Raw genomic sequence first — 21,853 nt, 5'->3', positions numbered from 1 at the left:
AGCCCGCCCAGAGATAGCGGCCAGTCCAGCCAAGGCTTTCAAGAATGCGGTTCATGCCTGCTACACCAGATAAAAACCGTCATCCGGCCGCCCACCGCCGATGATGGCCGGGTCCGCTTTCGCGAGTTCATCGTAAAACGCCTCGAGATCGGCGCGTGCAGCGCTCGCCTTCAGCGCCGACAAATGGCTTGTCGGGAAGGAGGCGGCGATGATTTCAGGCGGGAAACCAAGGGCATCGGCGGCGGCCGCCGCCGCCCTTTGCGGATCGGCCATAGCGCTGGCGAGCGCCGCTTCCATGCCCGCCTGCAAGGCCCAAATACCAGCCTTTCCGAGTTTTTCCTGAACCTGCGAGGTCAGGGCGAGACCGGCTTGCGGGATTTCGGGCCTGCCCGCCACCTTCGCCCAGTCCTGCTGGATATCGATGGTGCGATGGACCGTCATGAAAAACGATTTTGCCTTGATGAGCACGGCGGTTGCCGCCGGTTCGCTCAGCAGCGCGGCATCCACACGGCCCGTCAGTAGCAATTGCACGGCTTCCGGTGGCGAGGCGGCGTATTCCAGCTTGATATCGCCGGGCTTCAACCCTTTTTCAGCAACCAGCCGACGCAAGACGAAATCCGGCATATCGTTCTTGAACGGCAAAGCGAGCGTCTTGCCGGAAAGGCTTTCCAGCGACGTCAGCGTTTCGTCCTTCGACACCACATAGAGCAGGCCTGTTGTCAGCACGTTCAGAAGCCCAAGGCCGAGGCCGCGATTATGGAGATTGGCAGCACCGTAACTCGGCATCACCACCGCGCCCATGGAACCGGAGGCAACGGCGGCACGCATTTCATCCGGCGTTTTCCACGCCTTGAAGACGGCCTCGGGGGCAACATCCTTCAGGAACCCGCCCTTTACCGCATGGGCCAGCACGGCGGAGGGCGCAGCGGGCGGGCCATAAAAGGTGAGCGGGGTTTCCGCCTTCAGAATATGTGGTGCGGCAAGTGTCGCCACCGTCAATCCCGAAAGGGCCGAAAGCGCCTGACGACGGGTGAGTTGAGCCATGGTCCTGATCCTTGTTCGCGCCGGAAGCGCCCTGATGTGCGTGACGCTCGCTGATGGCCGACCTTCCGGCCACAGGTGCGTCACCCATCTGGAAATGACATTTTGCAAGCGCCCGATCTTTGCGCAGGATCAAACAGCACCGGAAACCGGGCCTATTCGCCTGTCCTGAGTGAAAGGGCATCGCGCAGGATACGCGAGCCCTCCTGAGCGGCGGCGGCGATATCGAGAAACATCAGGCTTGCGGTTTCGACCACACCTTCGTCCACCGTGTCGTCTTCGGCGAAATCGGAGAGCATCTCGGTCAAAAGCGCGACCTTGCGCCGCTCCTCGCGGGCCGCGGCCAGAAGCTTGACGATGTTGCGCTGGCGCTCGAAATCCTCGAGCTCACGCAGGGCCTCATGCACCCTGTCGCGGCAGCCGCAATCAAGCGCGCTTTCCAGAACGATGTTGCGCACCAGATGGATCGCGGCGGCGATATCCGCACCGCCCGGCGCCGCAGACAGTGGTTGTGCCTTTTGCCTTTCCATCGTCATGCATTCACCCCATGCGCTGTGTTGCGGGCACGGGCAACCCAGGCCGCCCCTTCCTGCCCGTGATGAAAACCATTGGAGAAAGGCACGTCCGGATAGATTTGCCCGAGACGTGCAAGGCCATCTTGCGCATCCCGCCTGCCGGCCAGAACATCGTCGTGGATTCGTGCCACCGCGACCATGTCGCAATCCTGTGGTGACAGGCGAAAACGCGTTATGCCGGCCTCGGCCAGATCCAGCAGCTCACCAAGCAGCGACTGGCAGGTGTGCGATACCGTCTGCACGCCGTTCAGTGCCAGAAACGACTGCCGGTCAAGCGTGCGCACCGGCAACCCGTCCGGATCGTCACCGCAGACGAACTGGCAATTATCCTTTATATTGCCCTTGGCGCGGGCATGGGCGCAGCGGGCCGAAATGGCGAGCGGCAGGCGGCCGAAGACGAAGATTTCGAAGTCCACATCCGGCGTTTCCGCCACGATGCGCTCCACCGAGGTCACCGGCAGTTCCGGTGGCAGGCAGATGACGCTTGCACCGCGTGACGCCAGAAGCCGCGCGGTCGCGGCATTATAGACATTCACCATCGGGCCAACGACATGCGGCGTGCCGTGCAGCATACCCAGCGCGGAAAGGTCGTTCGCCTCAACGAGATAAGGACTGTCGGCAATCAGGCCGCGCAGCTGGCGGCTTTCCCGCTCCAGCGTAACCAGTGAGAGAGTCGAAAGGATCACCTGTTTTCCGGCGTTCTCCAGCCGCTCTATCACCTCGGCCAGATGTGGCTCGGTGAAATGAAACCGTTTCGAACAGACGGTTTCGCCGAGATAGACATGGCTGACGGGCGCTTCATCGGCGATGCGAAAGTAAAAATCGCGCCATTTTTCGCCCTGCCAGAGATAAAGGACGGGGCCGAGCGCCAATGTGGCCTTTGCGGTTTTTGCCATCGCCATCATCTCCAGCGTTTCTCGTAAGCACCGACGGTGGTGCGCTGGCCTTCGCTTAAAAGCCGCAGGCGCGAGAGCAGCCGTCCCCGCTCTTCGGCGCTGGCGGCCAGCGCCCGGTGGAGGGTGGAAACCACTTCCGCCACATAGGCCTTGCCGCGCTGGCGGCCTTCGATCTTGAGCGCGCTGACCCCCGCTTCGCGCAAGGCGTCGATCTGGTCCATCACATCAAGCGACACCGGATCCTCGAAGGCATAGGACTTGTCGTCGGCAATCTCGAAACGCCCCTTGCACAGCGTGGGGTAACCCACCGCTTCTCCTTCCGGAAAGCGGTTGATGGTATAATCGCCGAGTTCCGAGACCAGCTCCTGCCCATCCTGCCGGTAACGCACATGGCTTGCCGGTGAGCAGACGCCGTTCATGTTGGGGGATTTGCCTGTGGCATAGGAGGACAGCGAGCAGCGACCCTCCGCCATGACACAGAGCCCGCCGAACACGAAGATTTCGATCTCGCAGCGGATTTGCCGCGCCAACCGGGCAATGTCGGAAATCGTCAGGGTGCGTGGCAACACCACGCGTTTTGCGCCGAAGGCATCAACGAGGAAATTCACCGCGTCGGCATTGGAGGCGGAGGCCTGCACGGAAACGTGGATACGCTGCTGCGGATGATGTTCCGCCACATGCGCCATCAGGCCGAAATCGGCAAGGATAAGCGCGTCCGCCCCCACCTTCACGGCATCGGCCGCACCGCGATACCAGATATCCTCATTACCGGCGCGCATGAAGGTGTTGAGCGCCACGAAGGTCTGCACGTTGCGTTTCTTCGCATAGGCGATGGCTTCGGCAAGCTCTTCGCGGGAAAAATTGAGACCGGGAAAATTGCGGGCATTGGTTTCATCGCGAAACCCGCAATAAACGGCATCCGCGCCGGCATCCACGGCCTCGCGGAAGGCGGCGGGCGTTCCTGCTGGACAGATCAGTTCCATGCCTCACCTCCCCGCGTTTCGGATAGAACATGGCCGCGCAGCCGGTTCGCAACACCCGTTACCACCGGCGCAAAAGGCCCGGCAAACGCACCGAGATCGCGCGGCAGGTCGATGCCGCTATCATCAAGCGCATTGCGCAGCGCCAGCATCGCCTCCATGTCGCCGGTCACGCTCAAGTCGCGTGAGAAGAACAGCGCGTCGGCATCCTGCCGCCCTTCCATCAGGGCCAGCAGCATGAAAAGCGGCCCTTCCACCGCCGCATCCACCTTCGGCAGGCGGCCCTTTCGGCTGACGGTGATGGCGGGGCGGGCCGGTTCGACCATGAAGGCGAAAGGCAGATCGACAGGCTGAAAGCCATAACGCTTGTGGCTATGTTCACCGAGCCGGCCGAACATATCCGGGTGCCGTTTCATGATCTGCGCCAGCATCGCCGCCGTCGCTCGCTGCACCACGGCAAGGGGCAGGAAATTCATGGGGGTGGCGATGGCGGCGGGAAAAGGTCTCATGAAGGGTCCTGTCAGGTCAGTTACGGACCGGACCCTAACCGCAGCGCGTCGGCGCCGGTTTGAGCGAACGCAAAGACAGGGAGATTTTCAGGCGCCTCTTCACAAAAGCCGCTATAAATCATTCACTTGCCAAGCGAAGGAGGCCGCCATGCCCGACATAAGGATCAAACGGATCTACGAACCCGCCAGCGACGATGACGGTACGCGTGTTCTGGTGGACCGGCTGTGGCCGCGCGGCATGCGCAAGGAAGACGCAAAGCTCTCGCTGTGGATGAAGGAGATCGCGCCCAGCAACGAACTGCGCAAGCAATTCTCCCATATGCCGTCACGTTTTGCCGAATTTACCGGGCATTACCATGAGGAGCTTTCGGCCAACCCCGATGCCGTGGCGCGCATGAAGGAACTGATGGCGAAGGGCCGGGTCACGCTGCTTTATGCCGCCCACGATACCGAACACAACCACGCCATCGTTCTCGCCGACTATCTTCGTTCGCACTGAAGCCGCATTTGCGGCAGCGCAAGGACATGCCGCATAACCGCCTGCAAACAGGCGGCATGAGAGACGAACCGACAGATATAAAGACAGAAACAAAACCCGCCCGCACAAGCGATCTGCGCGGTTTCATCCGGCTGCTGGAAGAGCGTGGGCAGCTGCGGCGAATCCGCCAGCCGGTTTCGCTGGTGCACGAGATTACCGAAATCCATCGCCGCGTGCTCGCCGATGGTGGGCCGGCGCTGCTTTTCGAGCAACCCGTCGATCATGAGGGCAAGGTGCGGGACATGCCGCTGCTTGCCAATCTCTTCGGCACGCGGCAACGCATCGAATGGGGGCTCGGGCTTGAGACCGGTGGCCTGCCGGCACTTGGACAAAAGCTCGCCGAATTGCGCGAGCCACGCCCGCCGAAATCCATGGCCGAGGCATGGGGTAAGCTGCCTTTGCTGAAAGCCGCACTGTCCATGCGGCCACGCAACGTCTCCCGCGCTCCGGTGCAGGAACAGGTACTGACGGGCGATGCGGTCGATCTTGCCTGCCTGCCGGTGCAATGGTGCTGGCCCGGCGAACCAGCGCCGCTCATTACCTGGCCGCTGGTCATCACGCGTTCGCCTGATGATCCCGACGATATCAATGTCGGGATCTACCGCATGCAGGTGCTGGGACAGGACAGGGTCATCATGCGCTGGCTGGCGCATCGCGGCGGCGCGCATCACCACCGGCTGTGGCAAGCGCGCGGGCTGGATATGCCCGTCACCATCGCCATCGGCGCCGACCCCGCCACCATTCTCGCCGCCGTCATGCCGCTTCCCGATCATATCAGCGAACTTGGTTTTTCCGGTCTGCTGCGCCGCTCGAAAAGCCGCATAGCAAAGGCATTGACGGTGCCTATGCCGGTGCCCGCCAATGCCGAGATCGTGCTGGAAGGCACCGTCTCAGTAACGGAAACGGCACTCGAAGGCCCTTATGGCGATCATACCGGCTATTATAATTCGGTCGAAGCCTTTCCGGTCATGAGGTTGTCGGCGATCACCATGCGCCGCGATCCAATCTATCTTTCCACCTATACCGGCCGGCCGCCGGATGAACCCTCGGTTCTCGGCGAAGCCATGCTCGAGATTTTCCTGCCGCTCGTCAAAAGGCAGTTTGCGGAAATCGTTGATCTGTGGATGCCGCCGGAGGCCTGTTCCTATCGCGTCATGGTCGCCTCCATCGACAAGCGTTATCCCGGCCAGGCAAAACGGGTGATGATGGGCCTGTGGTCGATGCTGCCGCAGTTCAGCTATGTGAAGCTCATCATTCTGGTCGATCCCGATATTGATGTCCGCAGCTGGGCGGATGTCGTCTGGGCGCTCTCCACCCGTTTCGACGCGTCGCGCGATGCAACGATCATCAACGATACGCCGATCGATTATCTCGACTTCGCCTCGCCGAAAACCGGCCTCGGCGGCAAGATGGGTCTGGACGCCACCCGCAAGCTGCCGCCGGAGACGGAGCGCGAATGGGGTCGCGTGCTCTCCATGACACCTGACGTCATCGCAAAGGTGGATCTGATGTGGCGTGATCTTGGCCTTGGAGAACGACCATGACCCCGTGCCGTGTCGTGGTCGGAGTCACCGGTGCCTCGGGTGCCGGCATTGCGCTGCGCATCATCGAGCGCCTAGCAGAGATGAAAAGCGTCGAAATCCATCTCGTCCTGTCGCAGTCCGCCAGACGCACCGTGCTGCATGAGGAAGGTGCGCAAGCCATGGGGCGGATGCTTTCGCTCGCCAGCGTCAATCATTCCGTCGATGATATTGGCGCGGCAATTGCCAGCGGTTCCTTCCCAACGGCCGGCATGATCGTCACCCCCTGCTCCATGCGCACCCTTGCCGCCATCGCAACCGGACTTTCGGACAATCTCGTCACCCGCGCCGCCGATGTGCATCTGAAGGAACGACGGAAACTGGTTTTGATGACCCGCGAGACACCGCTGCATCTCATCCATCTGCGCAATATGTGCACTGTCACGGAGGCAGGCGCCATCGTCATGCCGCCAGTGCCGGCCTTTTATAACAGGCCACAAAGTGTCTTCGATATTGTCGACCAGCTCGCCGCGCGTGCCATCGATCAGCTCGGCATCGCGTCCGCGCCGCAGGCGCCGATATGGCAGCCGCATGTGGTGAAAATGTCGTGAGTGATCAGAAATAGGCCATGGGGTCCGCGCCGAAGAGCATGGCATGGCCGCCAGTCAGAAGCCACCACACGGTCAAGCCTGTCAGTGCCGCGGCGAGCAGCATCGGCACATCCACGGCGATACGGGTTTTGCCTGTGAGAATTACCGCAAAGGGCACCGTGGCGCTTCCGGCGGCCGTCGCGTTCCATGCATTGCCCAGTCTTTTCCGCGCGCGTTTTTCCGTCATCGCCATCCCGCCAAGCGAAAACAGCGCAAAACCGCCGAACAGGATGACGGAGCGCAGGTCACCATTCGGCACGACATGGCCGAGCGACCAGAACAGGAAACCGACAAGCACGGGATGGCGCGTTATGCGCACGATCGCCCCGGGCTTCTGCCCCTGCCGTACGGAAATGGAGAGCGGATTGACACTGAGAAGGCCGGCCAGCACGAAAAACAGGCCAATCGGCGCTGCCAGAAAGGTGACATGCGCCTGCCAGGGCGCGACATCCCAGAGCGGTATGTAATCGACCGACAGCGCGGCGTAAAACACCCAGCCCAGCGTCAGAAGCGAGACGACGGAATAAGCCCCGAAATAAGCGGGCCTGCCGATGGCCGCAATCAGCCGGCCGCGCACGGCAGGCACGGCAGGAATGGAGTGCAGCGCCACAAAAAGCGAAAGAGCGGCGACAAGTTCAAGCATGCGACTGCCTTTTCACTGGTTCAGGAACAGCACCGAAGCAATGGCCACGGAGGCAAGCACGGCGGAAACCGCGCCCATGCGCTGTAACACTCCCATACGGTACAACAGCACCGCAAAGCCAATGATAATAGGGGTTGCGACAATCAGCCCGACCTGCGCGTCGTTCATGGGATGCTCCATTTTCCAGAGTTGCGCTTTGTCATGACAATAGGGCTTTGCGCGCTCCCTTCTTTGACCGACCGCAAAGAAGCGCAGTTTGAGGACGCCTAAGCGTGGCTTGCTGTTTTACAATTACGGGCGAGGCCATGGCGATAAATACGGAAGAGGAAAGCGGAAACCTGCTTTTGTGGATTCTGGTCTGGAGCGAGCTTGCCGCTTTCGGCGCGCTGACCGGCGCCTTCATCATCGCCTTCGCGCTCAATCCGGATGCATTCGCCGCCGCGCGCCAGCACCTGCAGCCGCAGCTTGCCGGTCTCAACACACTGATTTTGCTGGCGAGCGGCTGGCAAGCGGCCGTCGCGGCGAGCCGCCACACGAAGCTGCCGGGCAAAAGGCGGGCGCTTGTCCTTGCCGGCCTGCTGGGTTTCGCTTTCGTCGGAGTGAAGCTCCATGAATATTCCACCGAAATCGCCTTCGCGTCCGACCCCGCCTATGGCGCTTTCTTCGAGCTCTATTTCCTGCTCACCGGCTTCCACCTGCTGCATGTCGTCTTCGTGGCCGTGCTGCTGTTTCTCGTCGCAGTCTTCCCGAAAAACGAGAACGTCACGCTGGTGACGACGCTGTGGCATGTCATCGATCTGGTCTGGATCGTCATTTTTCCCATCGTCTATCTGGTTTGACAATCATGATCCACCGCACCTCCCGCCAGCTCGCAAGAAGTTTCGCAGTGCTCGCCATTCTCGTTCTCGCCGGTACGGCCGTCGTCACCTCGTGGAAGGCAGCGCTTCTGCCGCCGGTTGCCGTCGCGTGCCTGATGCTGCTTTTCGCGCTCATGAAATCCAGACGCGTCATCGACGATTTTCTGGGTTTTGGCGAAGAGCGAGGCCTGCTGCGCACGGCACTTCTGGCATGGCCCGCAATCTTTGCCGCCGCAGCCCTTTTGCGAGCGTTCCTGCAGGGCATTTTGTCGCTCTGAAAAGGCGGACCGCATCACCTCTCCACTTGTTTGCCAAATGGCAAAGAACGCCGGCGGCCAGCGGCTAGAAAGGCTTCAGACCCCACCGCATTCCGCCAGCCTGCTGGCAAATCCCGGCAAGAGGGTTCAATCAAGCCAGTCCGCATAAGCGGTCTTCCGGATGGAAAGGACCATTGGCATGGCAGAACGCCTGACCAAAACAGGAGCGCGAAACGTCTTTTATGGCGGCTCCATCTTCTTCTTTGCCATATTCGTCGGGCTGACCGCCCATAGCCATTATTACATGCGCACCACCTCGACGGATGAAAGCACGCTGACCGAAAGCGTCGCGCGCGGCAAACATGTGTGGGAGAAAAATTCCTGCATCAACTGTCACACCCTGCTCGGCGAAGGCGCCTATTTCGCGCCCGAACTCGGCAATGTCTGGAAGCGCTATGGCGGCGTGGAAGACAAGGATGCGGCGCGCGATTCCATCAAGGCGTGGATGGCCGCCCAGCCCACCGGCATCGAAGGCCGACGCCAGATGCCGCAGTTCAATCTCACCGAACAGGAACTCGATGATCTCGTCGACTTCCTCGAATGGACGAGCCGGATCAAGACGCAGAACTGGCCGCCGAACGATGCGGGTTGAGGTTGACGGCAAGGAGATGACGAGATGAAATACCAGACGCAAAAAGTCGCCATGCTGTATTTTTACGGCGCAATCGGGCTGTTCGTGGCGCAGATCCTGTTCGGCGTCGTCGCCGCCACGATCTACGTGCTGCCCAACACGCTTTCCGAGCTTCTGCCCTTCAACATCGTGCGCATGATCCACACCAATGCGCTGGTCGTGTGGCTGCTGATGGGCTTCATGGGCTCGACCTTCTATCTTCTGCCGGAAGAGACGGAAACGGAGCTTTACAGCCCCAAACTCGCCATCGCGCAGTTCTGGATCTTCCTGGTGGCAGCCGCCGTTGCCGTGGTCGGATATATGTTCCGCATCCACGAGGGCCGCGAATTCCTCGAACAGCCCTTCGCCATCAAGGTCGGCATCGTCCTTGTGGTGCTGATGTTCCTGTTCAACATCACCATGACGGCGCTCAAGGGCCGCAAGACCACGGTCATCAACATCCTGCTCTTCGGTCTCTGGGGTCTGGCGATCTTCTTCCTCTTCGCCTTCTACAACCCCATGAATCTGGCGCTCGACAAGATGTACTGGTGGTACGTCATCCATCTGTGGGTGGAAGGCGTGTGGGAACTGATCATGGCGTCGATCCTCGCCTTCCTGATGATCAAGCTCAACGGCATCGACCGCGAAGTGGTGGAAAAATGGCTCTATGTCATCGTTGGCCTTGCGCTCTTCTCGGGCATTCTCGGCACCGGGCACCACTATTACTGGATCGGCGCACCGGGTTACTGGCAGTGGATCGGCTCGCTGTTCTCGACGCTGGAAGTGGCTCCCTTCTTCACCATGGTCATCTTCACCTTCGTCATGACCTGGAAGGCTGGCCGTAAGCATGAGAACCGCGCGGCCCTCCTCTGGTCGATCGGCTGCTCGGTCATGGCCTTTTTCGGCGCCGGCGTCTGGGGTTTCCTGCACACGCTGTCTTCGGTGAACTATTACAGCCACGGCACGCAGCTCACCGCCGCCCACGGGCACCTCGCCTTCTTCGGCGCCTATGTGATGCTGAACCTTGCGATGATGGCCTATGCCATACCGGAAATGAAGAAACGCGCGCCCTACAATCAGTGGCTTTCGATGACGAGCTTCTGGGTCATGTGCACGGCCATGTCGGTGATGACCTTCGCGCTGACCTTTGCCGGCGTGGTGCAGATCCAGCTCCAGCGGGTCATGGGCGAGAGCTTCATGGATGTGCAGGACCAGCTGGCGATCTTCTACTGGATCCGCCTTGGTTCCGGTTTCGCAGTTCTCATTTCGGCAATCATGTTCATCTGGGCAGTCCTGGTGCCGGGCAAGCAGAAACAGGGTGACGTCGCCCGCCTCGTGCAGCCCGCCGAATGAGAAACGGACCGGCTCTCCTTTTCCCCCGGAGAGCCGGTCCTTACCACCAACCATGGAGATGACCATGAATACGATTTTCCGTCCCGCGCCGCAGCCTTTGCCGGAGGCACCGTTCTACACCCCGCTCGGCAACGAATGCGTGCTGTTCGAAAGCGCCTGGGTGCGGCAATTGCCGCTTCTGCTGAAAGGCCCGACCGGTTGCGGCAAGACCCGTTTCGTCAGCCATATGGCCGCGAAACTCGGCCTGCCGCTTTCCACCGTTTCATGCCACGACGATCTTGCCGCTGCCGACCTGACCGGCCGTTACCTGCTGAAAGGCGGCGAAACGGTATGGATGGACGGCCCGCTGACACGATCGGTACGCCAGGGCGGCATATGTTACCTCGACGAGATCGTTGAGGCGCGCAAGGATGTGGCCGTCGTGCTGCATCCGCTCACCGACGACCGCCGCATCCTGCCTCTGGAACGCACCGGCGAAGTGCTGGAAGCACCCTCGGGCTTCATGCTCGTGGTGTCCTATAATCCCGGATACCAGAACCTCCTGAAAAGCCTGAAACCCAGCACCCGACAGCGTTTCGTCGCCATCGAATTCGACTTCCTGCCCAAGGAGCAGGAAATCGCCGTCGTTTCGCATGAAAGCGGGCTGGATGCGCGCGATGTCGAGCCGCTGGTCGATCTTGCCCACCGGCTGCGCGGCCTGAAAGGCCACGATCTGGAAGAAGGCGTCTCCACCCGCCTGCTGGTTTATTGCGCCAGCCTCATCGATACCGGCCTTCCCGCCCGCCAGGCCGTGCGCGCGACCATGATCGAACCGCTGACCGACGAGCCTGATGTGAAGGCCGCGCTGCATGAAGTAGCGGATGCGATCATCCGATAGGCGCTTTGATATCCACACCGGGTTGCGCGGTTGCCCCGCGCATTCCGGTCCGATGCCATGAGGATAAACCATGCTGGACTTTCTGGAACTGGAGGAAACCGTCGGCCGCGCCTGGCACAGGCTGATCGGCGAAACCGGCACATGGCTGCGCTTCCCGGATCATGCCGTGAAGCTGGAGGATATGCAGGCCGTACTGGCCATATGTTTCCGCGGTTTTGGCGGTGAACATGCGGTGCAGATCGCTCCGGCCCGCGCCCGCACCTCCAGCCACCGGCTGAGGCTGCGCCAGCGCATGGGTCTTGGCGAAGAGAAGCTTGCCCAGCCCGGACGTGATCATGCCACGCTGATGCTGCCGCCGGTGCTCGATCTGTTTCCCGACCGGCGTCTCAATCGCGATCTTTATCTCTGGCTCGCCGCCGCCATGGCGATGATGCCGCTTGAACCAGTCATGGCCGCCGACCCGCTTCGCAACGATCTTGCCCGGCTCGACCGCGCCGCAGAACTGGCAGAAACCGTAACCCGTGCTTTTCCCGGCATGAAGACCCGTTATCGCCGGCTGTGCGCCGCCATGCTCGCGGTGCGGCAGACGCGGCCTTTGCCGCAGGCGGAACAGCGGGTGGAACAACGGGTGTTATTCATGTTGGCCGCGGCGGCAGGGATAGAGGGCTATGCACCGCCTGCGAGCCCTCCGGAAAAAGCGCCGCCACGCTACCTGCCGATGCTGCCTGTTCCACTCTGGCCGGACACATTGCTGCGGGAGACATCCGATGCCCGGCAGGGCGAGGACCAGCCGGCAGCGGCGGCCGCGCCACAGGGCGCGGAAGCGGCCCGCCATATCGCCGTGCGCGAAAAGACCGAGAACCGCCAGACCGAACGCAGCCCCTTCATCCTCAACCGTTTCGAAAAAATCCTCGCCATGGCCGAGATGGTCAATGTCGACCGGCCGGGTGACGACAGCGACGATGCCGATGGCAGCGCGGCGGACGAGCTTGACGATATGACGCTGGGTGAAAGAAAGGGACGGCCTTCCGCCCGCTTCCGCTTCGATCTCGACCTGCCGCCTGAAGCACTGAACCATACCGCCCTGACGGCGGAACACACCTATCCCGAATGGGATTATCGGAGCGGCACCTATCTCGCCGATCATTGCCGGGTCATCGCCGGTCCGGCGAAAGACGCCGAGACGGCACCGGAACCCGACCCGGACACCAAGAGCCTCATCCGCCGGGTCAGGCGGCAATTCGAGGTGCTGCGGCCGCGTCACGAGATGCTGCGCGCCCAGCTTGACGGCAACGATCTCGATCTTGACGCCGTGGTTCGCGCCAGAAGCGATATCGCTGCCGGAGGACAGGGCAGCGACCGCATTCATATGGCAAGCCGCCCGCAGGCGCACGATCTCGCCGTGACTATTCTTGTCGACGTATCACTATCGACCGATGCCTGGTTCGACAATCGCCGGGTGCTCGACGTGGAGAAGGAAGCCCTGCTGGTGCTGGCCCACGGGCTTTCCGCCTGCGGTGACAGTCACTCCATCCTGACCTTCACCTCCCGCCGCCGTTCCTGGGTGCGGGTGGAAACGGTGAAGGATTTCGATGAACCGATGGGCCACACTATCGAGCGGCGCATCGCGGCGCTGAAGCCCGGCTTCTACACCCGCATCGGCCCCGCCATCCGCCACGCCAGTGCCAAGCTGCGTGAAAGGCCGGAGCGCCGAAAGCTGCTGTTGCTGCTGACGGATGGCAAGCCGAACGATGTCGACCACTATGAAGGCCGCTTCGCCATCGAGGACAGCCGCCGCGCGGTCTCCGAGGCGCGACGCTCGGGCGTCAGCGTCTTTGGGGTAACGGTCGACAGCAAGGCGCAATCCTATATTCCGGCCATGTTCGGCCAGAACGGTTATGCCATCGTCAGCAGGATCGCCAAGCTGCCATCGGCGCTGCCGGCAATCTATCGTAGCCTTGCCGGCTGAAGCACGTCGCGCGAGCGGACCTGACGAATCTCAGGTTTGTTTGCGCGGCGACAATGTCTCCCGACCGCCCGGCGGATAGGTTTTTCCAGTCCGCCGGCCGGCCGCACCGCCGGACATCATTCCATCTGCGGCCGTGGAGCCAGCCTATGTCCGAAGCCCAGACCGCAACCAATATAGATGTGCGCATCATCCCGCATCGCGAACGCCATCCGCGCATTTTCGGTGCGCTTGGTGCGTTGACCGAGGGTCAATCGCTGCAGATCACCAGCGATCACGATCCCCGCCCCCTGCTCTACCAGCTGGCCACCAATTTCCCAGGCCAGTTCGGCTGGGAATATCTCGAACAGGGCCCGGAAGTCTGGCGTCTCGATATCGGCCGGCTGGAAGAACAGGCCGAAGGTTCCGAGGACGACATGTCCGGCTGCGAATGCTGCTGCGGTTCCGAACATTGACCCCTGCCCTGCGGCATGGTGAAAAGACCTCTGGCGGACGGCCCTTGCCGCCGCCAGCCGACAGATGAGGTGATGTAATGACGGAAATGATCAGGGAACTCGATGTGCGGCCGCTTTTGCTGAGCGGCGGCGAGCCCTTTCCGGCCATTATGGAAGCCGTGGCCGGGCTCGCCCCCGGTGAGGCGCTGCGATTATACGCCACCTTCCGGCCCGTTCCGCTGTTCAAGGTGATGGCCGAGCGCGGTTTCGACCATCAGGTGAGGGAAATCGGCGGCGGCGACTGGGAAGTGCTGTTCACCCCGCAACCCAGTGAAACCGAGCAGATTTCCGTGTCACCGGCGCTTGCGGGCAATGCCGAGGAACCGCAGATATGGCCGGACCCGGTCATCTATCTCGATCTCAGCGATGAGACGGCCGAAGGCCAGGCGAGCCGCACGCTGGCCGCACTCGACCGTCTTCCGCCGGGCGCCGTGATCTTCGTGCTGATGCCACAGGAGCCGACCTTTCTTTACCCGGAACTTCTGGCCCGGGGCCATCAATGGGCCGGCAATTTCGACGAGGCGCGCACCGCGTTCCGCATCTTCATCCGCGCCGGTGCCGGCGCGCATTAAGCCATAAATCAAATTCCCCGAAACCGAACCGCCCCGGAAGTTGCCTCCGGGGCGTTTCGTTTTTGGCAGTATCGCAAGCAATCTAGGCTTTCAGCGGTTTGCGCTCGCGCATCAGGATCGGCCCATATTCAACGCAGAAGAGGCCGAAACCCACGATCCAGAAGAGCGCCGAGCAGGCATAAAGATGCATCATCGCACCGGGGAAGAACTCGGCTGCCGGTCTCAGCAGCGCGCAGGCGATCAGCGCCACATAAGCGACAATGGTAACCCTGCTGGCCGCGAGCTTGCGTCCGGTATGGCCAAGGCTCGCTCTCGTCATGACAGCAAGCATCATGCAGCCGATAACGCCGACGGTGAAGACATGCAGGACGGAACGTGTATCCATGACGTCAAGAGCCGCCAGCGCTATGGTGATGAAACCGACGGGAATAAAGGCATAGGCCACATGCAGCACCACCAGCACCTGCTCCGGCCATGTCGTCCAGCCGCGCCAGCGGATCAGACGCACGGCGTGCATGAACGCGGCCAGAAGCGCCGTTGGCACCGCCACGATGCTCTCGGGTTCTATCGTCCAGACGGCCAGCGCCGCGATGCCGGTGAGGATGGCGGCAGTATCGAAGCCGTTATAGGGCACGGGGAAATCCGTGCGGCCGAAACGGTTCAGCCAGTTGCGGGTAAAGCTCGGCACGATGCGGCCGCCGACGATGATGACAAGCACGGTATAGGCCGAGACCGCAAGGCGGGTCGCGATCTGGCTATGATCGCCGCCAATCGCCGCAACGTGGAATATGATGTTGGCAACGGAAAGCGCCAGCAGCCCGCCCAGCACCTTCAGGTCCTTCCATTTGCGCCCGGCAATGACCTCGCGCGCGCAGATCGCCAGAAGTGCCGGCAGGAAAAGCCCGTCCACGGCTGCGGCGGTGACCACGCCTACCTGATCCGGCACAAGCAGGAAAAGCCGGCCAGCGCACCAGAGCGCAAACAGCCAGACCAGCGGTTTGCCCGACACCGGCAGCCGCCCCGTCCAGTTCGGCACGGCCGTCAGGAGAAAGCCGGCCAGCACCGCCGAGGCGAAACCGAACAACATCTCATGGGCATGCCAGTTCGGCGCGCCATAGTCCCCGCCAAGGTCGACAAAGCCGGAAAGGGCTGCGATCCACAACACCATCGCCACGATGGCCCAGAGGGCACCGCCGAGGAAAAACGGCCGGAAGCCGTAAGAAAAGATAACCGGGCCGGTGCGCGCCAGCCCTCTTGGAATGCCGCCCTTTGGCCGGCTGCGCCCTTGGGTGAGAACGGTTTCGCTGCCACTCATTATAATGCTCCTGGTTTGGTCTTGACATATGTCTAGGCCCAAGCCCGTCCGGCTTCTTTGCGAACAGGCAAAGAGGAGGTGCGACGCTTCCACATCAGCCTTCAGCCGCCTGCCAAAATGTCGCAGGGTGCCGAAAGCGAAGTTTGCTCCATCTCAAATTGTATTTCCGCCCCTCCGCTACAAATGCTGTGACAGAGCGAAACATGCTCTGCCCCAAGAGGGATAGGAGAAGAATGATGACGGAAACCTTCCACATCACACGGCGTAATATTCTCGCAGGCGCAGCATTTGCAGGGGCTATAGCTCCCGTCATCATGCCATCGGCAGCGAGCGCGGCAGAGGAAAAGAAGGCCGCAGCCAAGCCATTGACGAGCGCTGAGATTGCGGCGCTTCCTCGCGTAAAAGTTGATCTCGTTAAACCGCCCTTCGTGCATGCCCACACGCAGAAAGCCGAAGGCGGACCGAAGATCGTCGAGTTCACGCTCACGATCAAAGAACAGAAGATGATCCTCGACGACAAGGGCACCGAGGTCCACGCGATGACCTTCAACGGCTCGGTTCCCGGCCCCTTGATGGTGGTGCACCAGGACGACTATGTCGAACTGACCCTCATCAACCCCGATACCAATGAGCTGCAGCACAATATCGATTTCCACTCGGCCACCGGCGCGCTCGGCGGCGGCGGGCTCACCATCGTCAACCCCGGGGAAAAGGCGATCCTGCGCTTCAAGGCCACCAAGGCCGGCGTCTTCGTCTATCACTGCGCACCTCCCGGCATGGTGCCGTGGCACGTCACCTCGGGCATGAATGGCGCGATCATGGTACTGCCGCGTGAGGGCCTGACGGACGGCCACGGCAAGGAGCTTGTTTATGACAAGGTCTATTATGTCGGCGAGCAGGACTTCTACATCCCGCGTGACGAGAACGGCAACTTCAAGAAATATGAAAGCGCCGGCGACGCCATGGCCGACACGCTGGAGGTGATGCGCAAGCTGACGCCGAGCCACATCGTCTTCAACGGCGCAGTCGGTGCCCTGACCGGGGAACATGCCCTTCAGGCCGCCGTTGGTGAGAAGGTACTGATCGTCCATTCGCAGGCAAACCGTGATACCCGTCCGCACCTCATCGGCGGCCATGGCGATTATGTCTGGGCAACGGGCAAGTTCCGCAACCCGCCGGATCTCGACCAGGAAACCTGGTTCATTCCCGGCGGCACGGCGGGCGCGGCCTTCTACACCTTCGAGCAGCCCGGCATCTATGCCTATGTCAACCACAACCTCATTGAGGCCTTCGAGCTGGGTGCAGCCGCCCACTTCAAGGTGACCGGTGAGTGGAACAACAGCCTGATGCAGGCAGTGCTCGCCCCCTCGAGCATCTGACGCAAACCGGAGCGCGCCGCCGCCAGCGGCTCGGCGCGCTCCCCCTTCCGCTCTCTGCGGCCTGAAGGCAGGCCCGAACTTTGGCGTCTCCACGACGCAGGCAGGTTCCCATGGGCATTCCCGGCAACAGCCACTTCCCAAATGCCGTCTCGCTTCTTTTGCCGCTCTCGATTGCAACGCTGCTGGCAACGGCCATCGGTTTCCAGTCCGGGATCATCCGCAGCGGCGTTGATGACCGCGCGGCCATGATGGCTCCGCAGGTCGTTACAGTGCCCGCAGGACATTTCACCTATCGGGCGGAGGGCGAATATTTCCGCAATGGTTATGCCGTCGATGGCCCGATGGTCGACGTGACGATGCGGCAAAATCTGACGATCATGAAATATCAGGTATCGAGCGCGGATTATGCGCGCTGCGTGGCGGAAGGTGGCTGTCAGCAGCCGGAACCCGGCTTTGCCGCCCCCGTCGGTGGCGAGATACCGGCAACCGGCATCAGCCAGGATGACGCCCGCGCCTATGCAAAGTGGCTGAGCGAGCGGACCGGCGCTGTCTGGCGCCTGCCGAGTGACGCAGAACTCGCTTTCGCTGCCGGATCGCTTTTCCCGGACGAGACGCTTGGCGTGCCCGCAGACAGTGAAAACCCGGCTTTGCGCTGGCTCGCGGATTACGAGCGGCAGACCAGCCGCAAGGCGGCGGGTAATCCCGTTCCGCAATCCTATGGCAGCTTCGGCGAAAACGAATATGGCCTTGCCGATTTCGGCGGCAATATCTGGGAATGGACCTCGAGCTGCAGCCACCGTGTGACGCTCGGCAAGGATGGCGACGTGGTCGACACCGCCGCCGCCTGCGGCATTCCCGTCGCTTCGGGAAAACACCGGGCGGCGATGAGCGCTTTCGTCAAAAACCCGAAAAGCGGCGGCTGCGCCGTCGGCGTGCCGCCGGATAATCTCGGCTTCAGGCTCGTGAAGGATACGCGGTGGTATGCGCCGCTTGTCGAAAAGCTCCGCGCCAGCACTTTATTTTCTTGATAATTGTCAATTAAAACAATCGGTTGATTCATATCATTTGATCTTCTTCAGCCGGTGATAGTGCTGTATTGTGAAGATACAGAAAAGGCCGACACCCGGTTGCCCATTGCGGGAACCGAGGCGGCGGCCAATCACCGGAGAGGGTGCAAGTGAAGATTGACCGAAGCGTCATCCGGTCGCTGGCCTTGTTTGCCAAGATGGCCGACGATGAGCTGGACGGACTGCTGACCCACGCCACATCCCGGCTGGTGCCGCCGGGCGAAGCCATTTTCGAGCAGGGCCAGTCAGCCACGCATTTTTTCCTGCTCATTCACGGCCGCCTGAAGGTGACGCAGGTGACCCATGACGGCCAGCAGATCATCGTGCGTGTGGTGCATCCCGGCGATCTCTTCGGTTTCGCCAGGGCGCTGCAAAGGTCGGATTATCCCGGCACCGCCACGACGGCGGCCGAAAGCGTTATCCTGTCCTGGCAGACGGACCTCTGGCCGCAATTCGTCGAGCAGAACCCGCATCTTGCCGTCTCGGCCATGCAGACGATCGGCCAGCGTCTAGAGGAAGCCCATACCCGCATCCGCGAGATGTCGACGCAGGAAGTGGAGCGCCGGGTAGCGCACGCCGTGCTGCGCCTTTCGCAGCAGGCGGGCCGCAAGGAGCTGGACGGTATCCGTATCGACTTCCCGATCTCGCGTCAGGATATAGCCGAAATGACCGGAACGACGCTGCACACCGTTTCCCGCATCCTTTCCAGCTGGGAGAGCAAGGGGCTGGTGCAGGGCGGGCGGCAGAAACTTCTGGTCTGCAATCTACCGGGCCTAGCCCAGCTGGCGGAAGGCGAAACCAGCCAAGTGTAGGGTGTAGACGCCTGCCTTCACATGCTTGGCCTTCGCCAAGGACCGCACCTCGACCGGGCAGCTCCGCCGCTCTCATTCAGCCGGCTTGGAAGCCGCGCTTTCGATATAGGCGATCAGATTGTCCAGATCTTCCGGCTTGCTGATGCCGGCCAGCGCCATCTTATTGCCGGGTATTTTCTTTTTTGGCGCGCTCAGGAAATCCCGCAATTCTTCCGGCGTCCAGACGAGCCCGTCCTCGCCCGCTTTTTTCATCGCAGCCGAATAAGTATAGTCAGGCACACCGCCTGCTGCACGGCCGATGATGCCGTTAAGTTGCGGGCCGACCCTGTTTTTCGCGCCCTCGCCGATGGCGTGACAGGCGGAACAGCGCTTGAAGACCGCCTCCCCCTTGGCGACATCGCCCTCCGAAAAAGCGGGAACGGTGCTTGCGGTCAGCATTGCCGCCGCGATGATGAGTGTCTTGCGCATCATGTCATCCTTGTCTTGCCGCATGAATACAGCCCGCCCGCAAATGCGGACGGGCCGGTGGTTCTCGGTTCAGGTCGTGCCCCAGGCGGGCGTACCCTTCTTGTAGGGAACGCGGTCTTCGAAACCACCGGGAATCTCGTCGTAGACGAGGACTTCCGTGCCTCCGATCCTCGAGGAGAAGAAGCCGAGCAATGTCAGCTGCTTGACCAGCGTGAAGGCATGCGGCTTTGCCGGTGTCTGCTCCACCCTGGCCTGCTTGTCCAACGCGGAAAGCAGTGCCTGCCGCTGCTCTGCCGTCAGATCCAGAAAACCCTTTTTATGGTCGGCCTGGCTGCGCTTCTCTATTTCAGGGATTGCCGAAAGGAAAAGCGTCCGCTGCTCGTCGGTGTAGCAATCGGCGGCATAGACGGCCATGAATGCACCCACTTCAGCATCCTTCGCACCCGGCGTGGAGGTGCGCGGAATAATGGTCTCCGCCACCTCGTCCAGAAAGCGGATTTCCTCCGAGCTGAACACATGGCCGCCGCCGGCTGGTTTTGCGGCGTTTTCCGCAGCCGTGAGGACATCCGCGCCAATCAGGGGAATGCCCGTGGCAATGGCTATCAGTTTCAAGAGTTCGCGTCTGTTCATCACAGGTTCCCCTTCTTGCGTTCGGAAACGGCAAAGTCGGCCGCACGCGCCGTCAGCGCCATGTAGGTCAAGGACGGGTTAACGCAGGAGGCCGAGGTCATGCAGGCGCCGTCAGTGACAAAGACGTTGGGTGCATCCCAGACCTGGTTGTTGCCGTTGAGGACGGAGGTTTTCGGGTCGCGTCCCATGCGGGCCGTTCCCATTTCATGGATGCCCATGCCGGGGGCGTAACTGCCCCGAGAGGGCTTGACGTTCTTGATGCCGACCGCCTCGAACATCTCGACGGCGTCATTGACCATGTCTTCGCGCATGTCGAGTTCGTTCTGCTTCATCTCGACATTCATGGAGAGGACGGGAAGGCCCCATTTGTCTTTCTTCTCATGATCCAGCTTCACGCGGTTGTCGTGATAGGGCAGCATTTCCCCGAAGGCTGTCATGCCGATGGTCCAGCCGCCCGGCTCGGTCAGCGCCTCCTTGTAGTCTGCGCCGATATTGAGTTCGGCAATCTCCCGCTCCCAGCGCGAACGGCTGGCGGAGCCCTGATACCCGAAACCGCGCAGATATTTGCGCTTGTCGTCGCCGGTATTGCGGAAACGCGGAATGTAGAAGCCCGCCGGGCGGCGGCCCTTGAAATAGAAGTCCTCGAAACCTTCCACCTGGCCGGTGGCGCCCATGCGGAAATGGTGGTCCATCACGTTATGGCCGAGCTCGCCGGAGCTGCTACCGAGCCCGCCTTCCCAGACATCGGTGGCCGAATTCATCAGCACCCAGGTCGAGTTCAGCGTCGAGGCGTTCAGGAAGATGATGTCTGCGGTATATTCATAGGTCAGGTTGGTTTCGGCATCGATGATCTCGACACCCCGCGCCTTCTTCTTGTCCTTGTCGTAGAGGACTTCCTTGACGATGGAGAAAGGCCGCAAAGTGAGATTGCCGGTGGCGACCGCCGCAGGCAGGGTCGAGGCCTGCGTGCTGAAATAACCGCCGAAGGGACAGCCCAGCCGACACTTGTTGCGGAACTGACAGCGGGTGCGCTCCTGATCGGGAAGCTCCTGGGTAATGTTGGCGCAGCGCGAATTGATGAGGTGGCGCGTGCCCTTGAAGGCTTTTTTCAGCCGGTTTGCCACATCCTGTTCGACGAAGTTAAGCGGAATGGGCGGCAGGAACTCACCATCGGGGAGAATATCCAGCCCCTCGCGGCTGCCGGAAATGCCGGCAAAACGTTCGACATAGTCGTACCAGGGGGAGACGTCCTCATAGCGGATCGGCCAGTCGACGGCGATGCCGTCTTTTGCATTGGCCTCGAAATCGGTCTGTGACCAGCGATAGGTCTGGCGTCCCCAGAGCAGCGAGCGGCCGCCGACATGATAACCGCGGAACCAGTCGAAGCGCTTTTCCTCGACATAGGGCGTTTCCTGCTCGTCGGCCCACATGCCGAGCGTTGCCTCTTCCAGCAGGTAATCGCGGCTGAGGACGGGATATTTCGCCTTCATTTCCTGCGTGGCGCGGTTGCGATGGGGATAATCCCAGGCTTCCTTGTCGGCATTCTGATAGTCGGTGACGTGCTCGATATTGCGGCCGCGCTCCAGCATCAGGACCTTCAGGCCCTTTTGCGTGAGTTCCTTTGCGGCCCAGCCGCCGCTGATGCCCGAGCCGACAACAATCGCATCATAGTGATTGTCTGCCATGATAACTCCTCCGATGTGACGTGGAAAAACGACGAGACGAAACGCTTCCCGTCGCAAGGCGGCGGAAACTGGATATGCGTCTGTCGAACCTCATGCGCC

The 21,853-nt window shown here is 61.4% G+C and carries 25 protein-coding genes; 14 read left to right on the top strand and 11 right to left on the bottom strand.

Features of this window, described 5'->3' with window-relative positions; all coding sequences use genetic code 11:
* Positions 1-60: 60 nt before the first annotated feature.
* The 5 genes from QD336_RS22450 to ubiT form a co-directional block, all read right to left on the bottom strand.
* A complete protein-coding gene (locus QD336_RS22450) occupies positions 61-1,044 on the bottom strand; it encodes an ABC transporter substrate-binding protein (protein WP_269345254.1) in 984 nt (327 codons plus the stop codon).
* 152 nt (positions 1,045-1,196) lie between these two features.
* Positions 1,197-1,577, bottom strand: a complete 381-nt coding sequence (locus tag QD336_RS22445) for a hypothetical protein (protein WP_269345253.1) — start codon at positions 1,575-1,577, stop codon at positions 1,197-1,199.
* Positions 1,574-2,512, bottom strand: a complete 939-nt coding sequence (ubiV, locus tag QD336_RS22440; protein WP_269345251.1) for a ubiquinone anaerobic biosynthesis protein UbiV — start codon at positions 2,510-2,512, stop codon at positions 1,574-1,576. The genes QD336_RS22445 and ubiV overlap by 4 nt, the downstream gene beginning before the upstream one ends.
* Before the next feature lie 5 nt (positions 2,513-2,517).
* Positions 2,518-3,495, bottom strand: coding sequence for a ubiquinone anaerobic biosynthesis protein UbiU (ubiU, locus tag QD336_RS22435; protein ID WP_269345250.1), 978 nt, complete (start codon positions 3,493-3,495; stop codon positions 2,518-2,520).
* Positions 3,486-4,001, bottom strand: coding sequence for a ubiquinone anaerobic biosynthesis accessory factor UbiT (gene ubiT, locus QD336_RS22430; RefSeq protein ID WP_442864944.1), 516 nt, complete (start codon positions 3,999-4,001; stop codon positions 3,486-3,488). The genes ubiU and ubiT overlap by 10 nt, the downstream gene beginning before the upstream one ends.
* Positions 4,002-4,149: 148 nt before the next feature.
* On the opposite strand from ubiT, the gene QD336_RS22425 reads away from it, so the two are divergent.
* The 3 genes from QD336_RS22425 to QD336_RS22415 are packed head-to-tail and all read left to right on the top strand — an operon-like array spanning position 4,150 to position 6,670.
* Positions 4,150-4,500: a DUF488 domain-containing protein gene (locus QD336_RS22425; protein ID WP_269345248.1), complete on the top strand. Its 351-nt coding sequence runs from the start codon at positions 4,150-4,152 to the stop codon at positions 4,498-4,500.
* Positions 4,501-4,556: 56 nt separating this feature from the next.
* The gene (locus QD336_RS22420; protein WP_269345246.1) at positions 4,557-6,083 is read left to right on the top strand and encodes a UbiD family decarboxylase; all 1,527 of its coding nucleotides are present in this window, start codon (positions 4,557-4,559) and stop codon (positions 6,081-6,083) included.
* The gene (locus QD336_RS22415; RefSeq protein ID WP_269345245.1) at positions 6,080-6,670 is read left to right on the top strand and encodes a UbiX family flavin prenyltransferase; all 591 of its coding nucleotides are present in this window, start codon (positions 6,080-6,082) and stop codon (positions 6,668-6,670) included. The genes QD336_RS22420 and QD336_RS22415 overlap by 4 nt, the downstream gene beginning before the upstream one ends.
* A gap of 4 nt (positions 6,671-6,674) precedes the next feature.
* On the opposite strand, the gene QD336_RS22410 is transcribed toward QD336_RS22415, so the two are convergent.
* Both QD336_RS22410 and QD336_RS22405 read right to left on the bottom strand, forming a co-directional pair.
* The gene (locus QD336_RS22410; RefSeq protein WP_499172222.1) at positions 6,675-7,352 is read right to left on the bottom strand and encodes an NnrU family protein; all 678 of its coding nucleotides are present in this window, start codon (positions 7,350-7,352) and stop codon (positions 6,675-6,677) included.
* 12 nt (positions 7,353-7,364) lie between these two features.
* Positions 7,365-7,520 (bottom strand): hypothetical protein, encoded by a 156-nt coding sequence (locus QD336_RS22405; protein WP_003520964.1) that lies wholly within the window; start codon positions 7,518-7,520, stop codon positions 7,365-7,367.
* A gap of 137 nt (positions 7,521-7,657) precedes the next feature.
* On the opposite strand from QD336_RS22405, the gene QD336_RS22400 reads away from it, so the two are divergent.
* From QD336_RS22400 to QD336_RS22365, 8 genes are all read left to right on the top strand, one after another.
* The gene (locus QD336_RS22400; protein WP_269345239.1) at positions 7,658-8,191 is read left to right on the top strand and encodes a cytochrome c oxidase subunit 3 family protein; all 534 of its coding nucleotides are present in this window, start codon (positions 7,658-7,660) and stop codon (positions 8,189-8,191) included.
* Between the two features lie 5 nt (positions 8,192-8,196).
* On the top strand, positions 8,197-8,487 hold the full coding sequence (locus QD336_RS22395; protein WP_162936922.1) for a hypothetical protein: 291 nt from the start codon (positions 8,197-8,199) through the stop codon (positions 8,485-8,487).
* 178 nt (positions 8,488-8,665) lie between these two features.
* Positions 8,666-9,118: a c-type cytochrome gene (locus QD336_RS22390; RefSeq protein ID WP_037093028.1), complete on the top strand. Its 453-nt coding sequence runs from the start codon at positions 8,666-8,668 to the stop codon at positions 9,116-9,118.
* A 24-nt stretch (positions 9,119-9,142) separates the two neighbouring features.
* Positions 9,143-10,489, top strand: coding sequence for a nitric-oxide reductase large subunit (locus QD336_RS22385; RefSeq protein WP_137411895.1), 1,347 nt, complete (start codon positions 9,143-9,145; stop codon positions 10,487-10,489).
* Between the two features lie 64 nt (positions 10,490-10,553).
* Positions 10,554-11,366: a CbbQ/NirQ/NorQ/GpvN family protein gene (locus tag QD336_RS22380; RefSeq protein WP_269345233.1), complete on the top strand. Its 813-nt coding sequence runs from the start codon at positions 10,554-10,556 to the stop codon at positions 11,364-11,366.
* Positions 11,367-11,436: 70 nt separating this feature from the next.
* Positions 11,437-13,335, top strand: coding sequence for a nitric oxide reductase activation protein NorD (locus tag QD336_RS22375; RefSeq protein ID WP_269345232.1), 1,899 nt, complete (start codon positions 11,437-11,439; stop codon positions 13,333-13,335).
* A gap of 146 nt (positions 13,336-13,481) precedes the next feature.
* Positions 13,482-13,787, top strand: a complete 306-nt coding sequence (locus QD336_RS22370; protein WP_035257647.1) for a DUF2249 domain-containing protein — start codon at positions 13,482-13,484, stop codon at positions 13,785-13,787.
* Positions 13,788-13,864: 77 nt separating this feature from the next.
* Positions 13,865-14,398 carry a DUF2249 domain-containing protein gene (locus QD336_RS22365; protein ID WP_269345228.1) on the top strand — a complete coding sequence of 178 codons (534 nt, stop codon included), beginning with the start codon at positions 13,865-13,867 and terminating at the stop codon, positions 14,396-14,398.
* An 82-nt stretch (positions 14,399-14,480) separates the two neighbouring features.
* Here QD336_RS22365 and QD336_RS22360 read toward each other — a convergent pair whose 3' ends face one another.
* Entirely contained in the window at positions 14,481-15,713 is a 1,233-nt protein-coding gene (locus QD336_RS22360) for an NnrS family protein (RefSeq protein ID WP_269345226.1), read from the bottom strand.
* A gap of 236 nt (positions 15,714-15,949) precedes the next feature.
* Here QD336_RS22360 and nirK point away from each other — a divergent pair, with 236 nt between their 5' ends.
* The 3 genes from nirK to QD336_RS22345 all read left to right on the top strand — a co-directional run bounded on the left by nirK (position 15,950) and on the right by QD336_RS22345 (position 18,971).
* Positions 15,950-17,092 carry a copper-containing nitrite reductase gene (nirK, locus tag QD336_RS22355; RefSeq protein WP_499172219.1) on the top strand — a complete coding sequence of 381 codons (1,143 nt, stop codon included), beginning with the start codon at positions 15,950-15,952 and terminating at the stop codon, positions 17,090-17,092.
* 110 nt (positions 17,093-17,202) lie between these two features.
* Entirely contained in the window at positions 17,203-18,120 is a 918-nt protein-coding gene (locus QD336_RS22350) for an SUMF1/EgtB/PvdO family nonheme iron enzyme (RefSeq protein ID WP_499172218.1), read from the top strand.
* A gap of 149 nt (positions 18,121-18,269) precedes the next feature.
* Positions 18,270-18,971 (top strand): Crp/Fnr family transcriptional regulator, encoded by a 702-nt coding sequence (locus tag QD336_RS22345; protein ID WP_269345221.1) that lies wholly within the window; start codon positions 18,270-18,272, stop codon positions 18,969-18,971.
* A gap of 72 nt (positions 18,972-19,043) precedes the next feature.
* On the opposite strand, the gene QD336_RS22340 is transcribed toward QD336_RS22345, so the two are convergent.
* The 3 genes from QD336_RS22340 to QD336_RS22330 all read right to left on the bottom strand — a co-directional run bounded on the left by QD336_RS22340 (position 19,044) and on the right by QD336_RS22330 (position 21,754).
* Positions 19,044-19,439 carry a c-type cytochrome gene (locus QD336_RS22340; RefSeq protein ID WP_269345218.1) on the bottom strand — a complete coding sequence of 132 codons (396 nt, stop codon included), beginning with the start codon at positions 19,437-19,439 and terminating at the stop codon, positions 19,044-19,046.
* Between the two features lie 69 nt (positions 19,440-19,508).
* Entirely contained in the window at positions 19,509-20,069 is a 561-nt protein-coding gene (locus tag QD336_RS22335) for a gluconate 2-dehydrogenase subunit 3 family protein (RefSeq protein ID WP_269345217.1), read from the bottom strand.
* Positions 20,069-21,754: a GMC oxidoreductase gene (locus QD336_RS22330; RefSeq protein ID WP_269345216.1), complete on the bottom strand. Its 1,686-nt coding sequence runs from the start codon at positions 21,752-21,754 to the stop codon at positions 20,069-20,071. The genes QD336_RS22335 and QD336_RS22330 overlap by 1 nt, the downstream gene beginning before the upstream one ends.
* Between the last annotated feature and the right edge of the window lie 99 nt (positions 21,755-21,853).

Origin of the sequence: Rhizobium sp. BR 250 (assembly GCF_047445855.1) — a bacterium.
GTDB classification, from domain to species: Bacteria; Pseudomonadota; Alphaproteobacteria; order Rhizobiales; family Rhizobiaceae; genus Agrobacterium; species Agrobacterium tumefaciens_I.
This window is presented reverse-complemented; position numbering and strand designations above follow the sequence as displayed.

Bases quoted from the DNA above. Each gene is read 5' to 3' on its own strand.
- ubiV (WP_269345251.1), bottom strand. From the start codon at position 2,512: ATGGCAAAAACCGCAAAGGCCACATTGGCGCTCGGCCCCGTCCTTTAT.
- QD336_RS22340 (WP_269345218.1), bottom strand. From the start codon at position 19,439: ATGCGCAAGACACTCATCATCGCGGCGGCAATGCTGACCGCAAGCACC.
- ubiT (WP_442864944.1), bottom strand. From the start codon at position 4,001: ATGAGACCTTTTCCCGCCGCCATCGCCACCCCCATGAATTTCCTGCCC.
- QD336_RS22365 (WP_269345228.1), top strand. From the start codon at position 13,865: ATGACGGAAATGATCAGGGAACTCGATGTGCGGCCGCTTTTGCTGAGC.
- QD336_RS22360 (WP_269345226.1), bottom strand. From the start codon at position 15,713: ATGAGTGGCAGCGAAACCGTTCTCACCCAAGGGCGCAGCCGGCCAAAG.
- QD336_RS22330 (WP_269345216.1), bottom strand. From the start codon at position 21,754: ATGGCAGACAATCACTATGATGCGATTGTTGTCGGCTCGGGCATCAGC.
- QD336_RS22445 (WP_269345253.1), bottom strand. From the start codon at position 1,577: ATGACGATGGAAAGGCAAAAGGCACAACCACTGTCTGCGGCGCCGGGC.
- QD336_RS22335 (WP_269345217.1), bottom strand. From the start codon at position 20,069: ATGAACAGACGCGAACTCTTGAAACTGATAGCCATTGCCACGGGCATT.
- QD336_RS22400 (WP_269345239.1), top strand. From the start codon at position 7,658: ATGGCGATAAATACGGAAGAGGAAAGCGGAAACCTGCTTTTGTGGATT.
- QD336_RS22375 (WP_269345232.1), top strand. From the start codon at position 11,437: ATGCTGGACTTTCTGGAACTGGAGGAAACCGTCGGCCGCGCCTGGCAC.
- QD336_RS22395 (WP_162936922.1), top strand. From the start codon at position 8,197: ATGATCCACCGCACCTCCCGCCAGCTCGCAAGAAGTTTCGCAGTGCTC.
- nirK (WP_499172219.1), top strand. From the start codon at position 15,950: ATGACGGAAACCTTCCACATCACACGGCGTAATATTCTCGCAGGCGCA.
- QD336_RS22405 (WP_003520964.1), bottom strand. From the start codon at position 7,520: ATGAACGACGCGCAGGTCGGGCTGATTGTCGCAACCCCTATTATCATT.
- QD336_RS22350 (WP_499172218.1), top strand. From the start codon at position 17,203: ATGGGCATTCCCGGCAACAGCCACTTCCCAAATGCCGTCTCGCTTCTT.
- QD336_RS22385 (WP_137411895.1), top strand. From the start codon at position 9,143: ATGAAATACCAGACGCAAAAAGTCGCCATGCTGTATTTTTACGGCGCA.
- QD336_RS22425 (WP_269345248.1), top strand. From the start codon at position 4,150: ATGCCCGACATAAGGATCAAACGGATCTACGAACCCGCCAGCGACGAT.
- QD336_RS22390 (WP_037093028.1), top strand. From the start codon at position 8,666: ATGGCAGAACGCCTGACCAAAACAGGAGCGCGAAACGTCTTTTATGGC.
- QD336_RS22410 (WP_499172222.1), bottom strand. From the start codon at position 7,352: ATGCTTGAACTTGTCGCCGCTCTTTCGCTTTTTGTGGCGCTGCACTCC.
- QD336_RS22415 (WP_269345245.1), top strand. From the start codon at position 6,080: ATGACCCCGTGCCGTGTCGTGGTCGGAGTCACCGGTGCCTCGGGTGCC.
- QD336_RS22370 (WP_035257647.1), top strand. From the start codon at position 13,482: ATGTCCGAAGCCCAGACCGCAACCAATATAGATGTGCGCATCATCCCG.
- QD336_RS22420 (WP_269345246.1), top strand. From the start codon at position 4,557: ATGAGAGACGAACCGACAGATATAAAGACAGAAACAAAACCCGCCCGC.
- QD336_RS22380 (WP_269345233.1), top strand. From the start codon at position 10,554: ATGAATACGATTTTCCGTCCCGCGCCGCAGCCTTTGCCGGAGGCACCG.
- QD336_RS22450 (WP_269345254.1), bottom strand. From the start codon at position 1,044: ATGGCTCAACTCACCCGTCGTCAGGCGCTTTCGGCCCTTTCGGGATTG.
- ubiU (WP_269345250.1), bottom strand. From the start codon at position 3,495: ATGGAACTGATCTGTCCAGCAGGAACGCCCGCCGCCTTCCGCGAGGCC.